This window comes from Thiobacillus sp. (assembly GCF_024708915.1).
In genome coordinates, this window is the sequence record NZ_JANJXQ010000212.1 from 21,657 (window position 1) to 29,298 (window position 7,642).

Annotated in this window: 7 protein-coding genes; all 7 read left to right on the top strand. The window is 63.0% G+C overall.

Annotated elements, in window-relative coordinates; translation table 11 throughout:
- The first annotated feature begins 67 nt into the window (after positions 1 to 67).
- Positions 68 to 2,041 carry a flagellar hook-associated protein FlgK gene (gene flgK, locus Q0L94_RS14410; protein ID WP_296754486.1) on the top strand — a complete coding sequence of 658 codons (1,974 nt, stop codon included), beginning with the start codon at positions 68 to 70 and terminating at the stop codon, positions 2,039 to 2,041.
- Between the two features lie 15 nt (positions 2,042 to 2,056).
- Positions 2,057 to 2,962, top strand: coding sequence for a flagellar hook-associated protein FlgL (gene flgL / locus Q0L94_RS14415; RefSeq protein WP_296754489.1), 906 nt, complete (start codon positions 2,057 to 2,059; stop codon positions 2,960 to 2,962).
- Positions 2,963 to 3,006: 44 nt separating this feature from the next.
- A complete protein-coding gene (locus Q0L94_RS14420; protein ID WP_296754491.1) occupies positions 3,007 to 3,522 on the top strand; it encodes a chemotaxis protein in 516 nt (171 codons plus the stop codon).
- Between the two features lie 52 nt (positions 3,523 to 3,574).
- On the top strand, positions 3,575 to 3,940 hold the full coding sequence (locus Q0L94_RS14425) for a response regulator (protein ID WP_296754494.1): 366 nt from the start codon (positions 3,575 to 3,577) through the stop codon (positions 3,938 to 3,940).
- Between the two features lie 46 nt (positions 3,941 to 3,986).
- Positions 3,987 to 6,062 carry a chemotaxis protein CheA gene (gene cheA / locus Q0L94_RS14430; RefSeq protein ID WP_296754497.1) on the top strand — a complete coding sequence of 692 codons (2,076 nt, stop codon included), beginning with the start codon at positions 3,987 to 3,989 and terminating at the stop codon, positions 6,060 to 6,062.
- Between the two features lie 38 nt (positions 6,063 to 6,100).
- On the top strand, positions 6,101 to 6,598 hold the full coding sequence (locus tag Q0L94_RS14435; protein WP_296754499.1) for a chemotaxis protein CheW: 498 nt from the start codon (positions 6,101 to 6,103) through the stop codon (positions 6,596 to 6,598).
- Between the two features lie 49 nt (positions 6,599 to 6,647).
- On the top strand, positions 6,648 to 7,642 hold a 995-nt coding region (locus Q0L94_RS14440), incomplete at its 3' end, for an MCP four helix bundle domain-containing protein (protein WP_296754502.1).

Genomic DNA, 7,642 nt, shown 5'->3' on the forward strand with positions numbered 1-7,642 from the left:
TTCCGCCGATTCACCCGTCAAGCGCAGCGATAACCCGTTTTCCACCACAACCCTGACGACCCGATAGATGGCAACCAACATACTCAACATCGGCCGGAGTGCTCTCGCTGCCGCGCAGGTGGGGATCAGCACGACCGGCCACAACATCGCTAATGCGGCGACGCCGGGTTACAGCCGTCAGGTCGTGGTCCAGGGTACGGCCCAGCCGCAGAACTTCGGTTTCGGCTTCATGGGACAGGGCACCGAGATCGATACGGTCAAGCGTGTCTACAGCGAGTTCCTGGGCAGCCAGGTGCGCTCCGCGCAAACCTCGAAAAGCGGACTCGACAGCTATTACGCGCAGATCAAGCAGATCGACAACCTGCTGGCCGACCCGGCTTCCGGGTTGTCGCCCGCCTTGCAGGGGTTTTTCAGCGGCATTCAGGAGCTGTCCTCGAATCCGGCGGCGATCCCGTCGCGTCAGGCGGCCTTGTCGTCGGCCGAGACGCTGGTTGCGCGTTTCCAGAGTCTGGCCGGGCGGCTCGACGAGATCGAGCAGGGCATCAACAGCCAGATCACGTCGAGCGTCAACGGCATCAACAGCTATGCGCAGCAGATTGCGCAGCTGAACGACACCATCGGCCGTGTCCAGAACGGCAGCGGTCAGCCCGCCAACGATCTGCTCGATCAGCGCGATCAGCTGATTCTGGATCTGAACAAAGAAATCAAGGCGACGGTCGTCAAGCAGGACAACGGCCATTACAACATTTTCATCGGCAACGGCCAGCCGCTGGTGGTGGGGGTGAACACCTACGCGCTGTCGACCGCGGCTTCGCCCACCAACCCGGAACGCATCGAGGTGGCTTACCGGACGGCCGGCAAGACGGTGGTGGTGGGCGAATCCAGCCTGGTCGGCGGCAAGCTGGGCGGCCTGGTCGAATTTCGCAGCCAGACGCTCGACTCCGCCCAGAACGCCCTGGGTCGCGTGGCCATCGGCATGGCCGACACCTTCAATGCGCAGCACCGCCTCGGGCGCGACCTCAATGGCAATCCGGGAGGCGACTTCTTCACGCTGCCACCGCCCGTGGTCGGCGCGAACAGCGCCAATACCGGCGACGCCGCCATTTCCGCCAGCATCGGCAATGTCAACGCGCTGACCACCAGCGATTACCGGCTGCAGTACGACGGCACCGACTACACCCTGACCCGGCTGTCCGACAACAAGCAATTTCCCCCCGGCGCGCTTCCGCAAACCGTCGACGGCATCGAATTCAGCCTGGCGTCCGGCACCGCCGATCCGGGCGACAGCTTCCTGATCCGCCCGACCGTCAACGGCGCATCCGGCCTGGCCGTGGCGATCACCGATCCGGCGCAGATCGCCGCCGCGGGCGCCTTGCCCGTCACGCCCGTCGGCACGTCGGCGGCGAGCGCCAATGCCGGGGACGTCGTCATCGGCGGCGCCACCGTCGACAGCAGCTATACGACGCCGCTTGCCGCACCGGTGACGTTCACCTACAAGGTCGACGCAGTGAACGGCGATGGATTCGTCCTGTCGACCCCGGTGACGGTGACCGATTCGGGCACCCCGCCCACCACGACTGCCTATGCCGCGGGCGACGTCGTGCCCTATGTCGAAGGCGCGACGATCAGCTTCGGCGGCATCAGTTTTGTCCTCAGCAGTCCCACAATCGCCGCGCCGGCCGACGGCGACAGCTTCACCGTGGCGGCCAACCCGTTCGGCGTCGGCGACAACCGCAATGCCTTGCTGCTCGGCGCGCTGCAAACCGCCAACACCCTCGGCGGCGGCACCACTAGCTTCCAGGGGGCCTATTCGCAGCTGGTCAGCCAGATCGGCAACAAGACCCGCGAGCTCGAAGTCACCAGCAGCGCGGCCGGCAAGCTGCTCTCCGAAGCGCAGCGCTCCCAGCAGACCGAATCCGGCGTCAATCTGGACGAAGAGGCGACCAGTCTGCTGCGCTACCAGCAGGCCTACCAGGCTGCCGCCAAGGTCATGCAGATCGCCAGCGAGATGTTCGACGCGCTGCTCACCATTGGCCGATAAGGGGATACGAACATCATGCGCATCAGTACCCAAACCCTGTACGAGACGGGCGCCGCCCGCCTCAGCGAGATGCAGTCCGGCCTTGCCAGGACGCAACAGCAAATCTCCGCCGCACGCCGCGTGCTGACGCCGGCAGACGATCCCGTCGCTGCCGCGCGTGCGCTCGAGGTGACCCAGTCGCAATCGATCAATACGCAGCACGGCGTCAACCGGCAGAACGCGAAAAGCGCGCTCGGCGCAGTGGAGGGCACGCTGTCGGGCGTGACGGAATTGCTGCAGGACGTCAAAACCAGCGTCATCGCCGCAGGCAATCCCACGCTGAGCGACACCGAACGCGGTTTCATGGCGACCGAGTTGCGCGGCCGCCTCGATGAACTGCTGGGACTGGCCAACAGCCGCGACGCACTGGGCAATTATCTGTTTTCCGGTTTTCAGACCACGACGCCCGCATTTTCCAGAGACCCGGTTAGTGGCGCGGTGCAATACGACGGCGACCAGGGACAGCGGCTGATACAGGTCGACAGCACGCGCCAGATGGCGGTGAGCAACCCGGGGCAGGCCGTTTTCCAGGGCGGCGGACAGGATGTGTTCGCCACCCTGAACACGCTCATCGTGCAACTGGAAACGCCGGGCACCGCCGGGCTCGAAGCCACGCTGGCGACCGCCAACGGCGATCTGGACCTGGCGCTGAACAACGTGCTGACGGTGCGCGCGTCGCTCGGCTCGCGGCTGCAGGAAATCGATGCGCTCGACAGCGTGGGCGAGGACCGCAAGCTGCAGTACAGCCAGACGCTGTCCGAGTTGCAGGATCTCGATTACGCCCAGGCGCTGACCCAGTTGTCGCAGCAACAGTTGACGCTCGAAGCGGCACAGAAATCGTTCGTGAAAACCTCCGGACTGTCGCTGTTCAACTTCCTGTGAGGTCCAACATGCTTCCCCAGGAACCTCCGTCCGGCGAATTGCCGATGAATACCCAGGTCATGCGTCTGTTGTCCGGCGTGTCCGTCCATGGCGATCAGCACCTGGCGGAGGTCGAGCGGGATCTGGTGCAGATGGATGTATTGCTGGACGAGGCCATCAAGAAGCTGTGCACGAATTTCATGGCGATTCATCACGCGGTCGACCGGCAGCAGGAAGCCTTGAACGGCCTGCTGGCCGGCAGCATGCCGGCGTCCGAGTATGCGGCGCGCATCGAGGCGCTGCGCGGCGAGATCGGCCAGCATGTCGGCGCCGCCGTGACAGGGCTGCAATTCCAGGACATGACCAGCCAGCTGATCGGCCGCATGGTGCAGCATCTGGCCGGCCTGCGCGACGTGTTCGGCGCGCTCGATACGAACGCTGCGGCCTTGCCGGAAAGCGGGAATGAAGCGCTGCTGGCCCTGCTGGGCGACATCGGCAACCGGGTCGGCGTGCGTAGCTCAGGCGTGCGCAGCACGGTGAACCAGCGCCACATGGAAAGTGGCGACATCGAACTGTTTTGAAATGACGGAATACGCGGGCGCATGCCCGCCCATGCAAAAAGCGGGAGCAACAATGAGTAAAACAATACTTGCAGTGGACGACTCGGGGTCGCTGCGCCAGATGCTGTCCTTCAGCCTGAAGGCCGCGGGCTATGGCGTGGTCGAAGCGGTGGATGGGCAGGACGGCCTGGACAAGGCGAGGAAGCAGACGGTCGACCTGGTGCTCACCGACCAGAACATGCCGGGCATGGATGGTCTGAGCCTGATCAAGGCACTGCGCGGAATGAAAAATTACCAGAATGTGCCGATATTGATGCTGACCACCGAGACCGGCGACGACATGAAGGCAAAGGGCCGGGCTGCCGGTGCCAATGGCTGGCTGGTGAAGCCGTTCGATCCAGCACGGCTGACCGAGGTGGTGAAAAAACTGATCGGCTGAGGATGCAGCGAACGAGCCTGCAGCAAATAAACGACGGAGCTTGAAAATGACTATTGATATGAGCCAGTTCTACCAGGTGTTTTTCGACGAGGCGGACGAGCTGCTCGCCGAGATGGAGAAACTGTTGCTGGCTCTCGACGTGTCCGCGCCCGACAGCGAGGACCTCAACGCGATCTTCCGAGCCGCGCATTCCATCAAGGGCGGCGCCGCCACGTTCGCCTTTACCGACATCACCGAAGTCACCCACATGCTGGAGTCGCTGCTCGACAGGATCCGCAAAGGGGAAATGGCGCTGACGCCCGAGCATGTGGATGCCTTCCTGGCGGCCAAGGACGTTCTGACCATGCAGATGGATGGCCATCATCATGGATCGAGCGTCGACCAAGATGCGGTCGGCAGCGTCTGCCACCGGCTGAAGGCGCTGTCGCAGGGCATCGTTGCGGAAACGCCGGCCGTCGAGGCCGTTTCGGCGGCTGCCCCCGAGCCCGTCGCAGCCGCACCGGTTGCGGATGCGGACGGCAACTACATTTTCCGCATCGAACTGCCCGCAGTGCCGCAGCGGGATGTCGATGCGCTGGCGGCGGAACTGGGCTTGCTGGGCACGATCGGCCAGGCGTGCCTGGCCGACCAGCGCACGGTTTTCACGCTGACCACCAGCGAGAGCCAGGACAACATCGTCGCGATCTGTTCGTTCGTGCTCGATCCGGACGATCTCACGATTACGCTGGGCGCCGCCCCGGCGGCCCCGCAAGCAGCGCTGCAGGGCGACAGCGAAACGAAGCAGCCGGCCGAAGACCCGGGCTATGGGATTTTCGAGCCGCAACAGGCGGATGCGGCCAGCCCGCCGGCCCCTCCTGTCGTCAAACCGGAGCAAGCCGCGGCCGAAACCAAGAACTTGGGCCGACGCGCCAGCGACAAGGAAGGCGCCAATCAGGAGTCGTCGTCGATCCGGGTCGGCATCGAGAAAGTCGATCAGCTGATCAACCTGGTCGGCGAACTGGTCATCACCCAGGCCATGATCGAGCAGCGCATCGGCGCGCTCGATCCCATCGCCCACGAACGCCTGCTCAACAGCGCCAGCCAGCTGGCGCGCAACACGCGCGACCTGCAGGAAGCGGTGATGTCGATCCGCATGATGCCGATGGATTATGTGTTCTCGCGTTTCCCGCGCATGGTGCGCGATCTGGCCGGCAAACTCGGCAAGAAGGTCGATTTCGTCACCCACGGCGCCGCCACCGAGCTCGACAAGGGGCTGATCGAACGCATTGTCGATCCGCTGACCCACCTGGTGCGCAACAGCGTCGACCATGGCATCGAAATGCCCGAGAAGCGCCGCGAGAGCGGCAAGAGCGAAACCGGCAAGCTGACCCTGTCGGCCGCGCATCAAGGCGGCAACATCGTGATCGAGGTGAGCGACGACGGCGGCGGTCTGAATCGCGAGCGGATTCTTGCCAAGGCGAAGCAGCAGGGCATGGATGTATCGGACACGATGCCCGATGCCGATGTCTGGAATCTTGTTTTGGCCCCCGGATTTTCCACTGCGGAAGTGGTGACCGACGTATCCGGCCGCGGCGTGGGCATGGACGTGGTCAAGCGCAACATCACGGCAATGGGCGGCACCGTCGATATTCGTTCGGTTCCCGGCAGCGGCACCACGATGGCCATCTCGCTGCCGCTGACGCTGGCCATTCTCGACGGCATGTCGGTCAAGGTGGGAGAAGAGGTGTACATCCTGCCGCTCGGCTACGTCATCGAATCGCTGCAGCCGGCATCGGCCGACGTCAAGGAAATTGCCGGCCAGGGCCGGGTGATCAAGATACGCGGGGAATATCTGCCGCTGATTCCGCTGTACCAGATCTTCGCCATCGAGCCGTGTTTCACCGATCCGGCGCAGGGGATCGTCGTCATTCTCGAGGCCGACGGCAAGAAGGCCGCCTTGCTGGTCGACAGCCTGGTCGGGCAGCAGCAGGTGGTGGTCAAAAACCTCGAGTCGAATTTCCGCAAGGTGGCCGGCATTTCCGGCGCCACCATTCTGGGGGACGGCGGCGTTTCCCTGATTCTCGACGTTTCCGCGCTGTTGCGCTCAAGCCGCCAGCTCAGCGCTGACCCCATTTTTTACTGAGGCCGGATTGCCCATTCGGGTAAAAAAGGATTGACACCATGTCCTACACCACACAGACACAAGCACAGGCCGGCATCGGAGAGATTGCCGGGAAAGAGTTCCTGGCCTTCACCCTGGGGCAGGAAGAATACGGCATCGACATCCTGCGGGTGCAGGAGATCCGGGGGTACGAACCGGTCACCCGCATCGCCAACGCTCCCGATTTCATTAAGGGCGTGGTGAATCTGCGCGGCATTATCGTGCCGGTCGTCGACATGCGCATCAAATTCAGCCTGGGCACTCCCACCTACGATCAGTTCACTGTGGTGATCATCCTCAATATCGGCGGCCGGGTCATGGGCATGGTGGTGGACAGCGTCTCCGACGTCACCACGCTGTCCCCGAATCAGGTGAGGCCTGCGCCGGAGATGGGGACTTTCGACAGCGACTGCCTCATCGGCCTCGGTACGCTCGACGAGCGCATGCTGATTCTGGTCGATATCGAGAAGCTCATGTCGAGCAGCGAAATGGGATTGATGGAAAAAATCGCAGCCTGACGGGCCGTCGGAATCAAGTAACTACTATGCAAAAAGTCGGGAGTTTTAAATGTTTGAAAACCTGAGCATCAAGGCGCGCCTGGTCTTCATCGTGTCTTTTGTGTCGGTTCTTCTGCTGGGTGGCGCAGCCATCGGCCTGTACGGAATCACTGAAAACGGAAAAGGGCTCGAAACCGTTTACGAGGATCGTACTGTTCCGCTGGTGGACCTGGGCCTCGTCATCGATATGGCCAACCGTATCCGCACCAATATGGTGATCACGGTTAATGCGGGCATGCCGGAGGTGGCCGAAGCAGCCAATGCGGAATCGCTCATGCTGGAGGGCGAAATCAATACGCTCTGGACAAAATACACCGGCACCCGCCTGACCCCGGACGAACGGCAGCTGGCGGACGATTTCAATTCCAGATGGAAGGCTTACCAGGCATCGCGCGACGCCACGCTGAAACTGGCAATGCAAGATGACGACATCGTCGCGGCCCAGGAACATGCCACCAGCGATGGCGGGCCAAAATTCACCGCTGCGCGCGAGACCCTGTTCAAACTGATCGAGCTGCAGGGTTCGGTCGCCAGGCAGGAATTCGAACAGGCACGCGAGCGCAGTGTGGCGATCCGCAATTTTGCCGTCGCCGCAGTCGCCATGGGTCTGGGTTTGCTGGTCTGGATCGGCCTCATGACCATCCGTGCCATCACGCATCCGCTGAATACGGCCGTGAAGCTTGCGCGCGCCGTTGCTTCCGGCGACCTGACGCAGCGCATCGAAGTCCGCTCGACGAATGAGACCGGCCAGCTGATGCAGGCGCTGAAGGACATGAACGAGAGCCTGGTCCGGATAGTCGGTCAGGTTCGTACCGGCACCGACAGCGTGGCCACGGCATCGAGCCAGATTTCCAGCGGCAACCTCGACCTCTCCTCGCGCACCGAAGAGCAGGCCTCGTCGCTGGAAGAGACCGCCAGTTCGATGGAAGAGCTGACCAGCACTGTCCGGCAGAACGCCGAGAACGCCCGCCAGGCCAACCAGCTTGTCGTCTCCACCGCCGACGT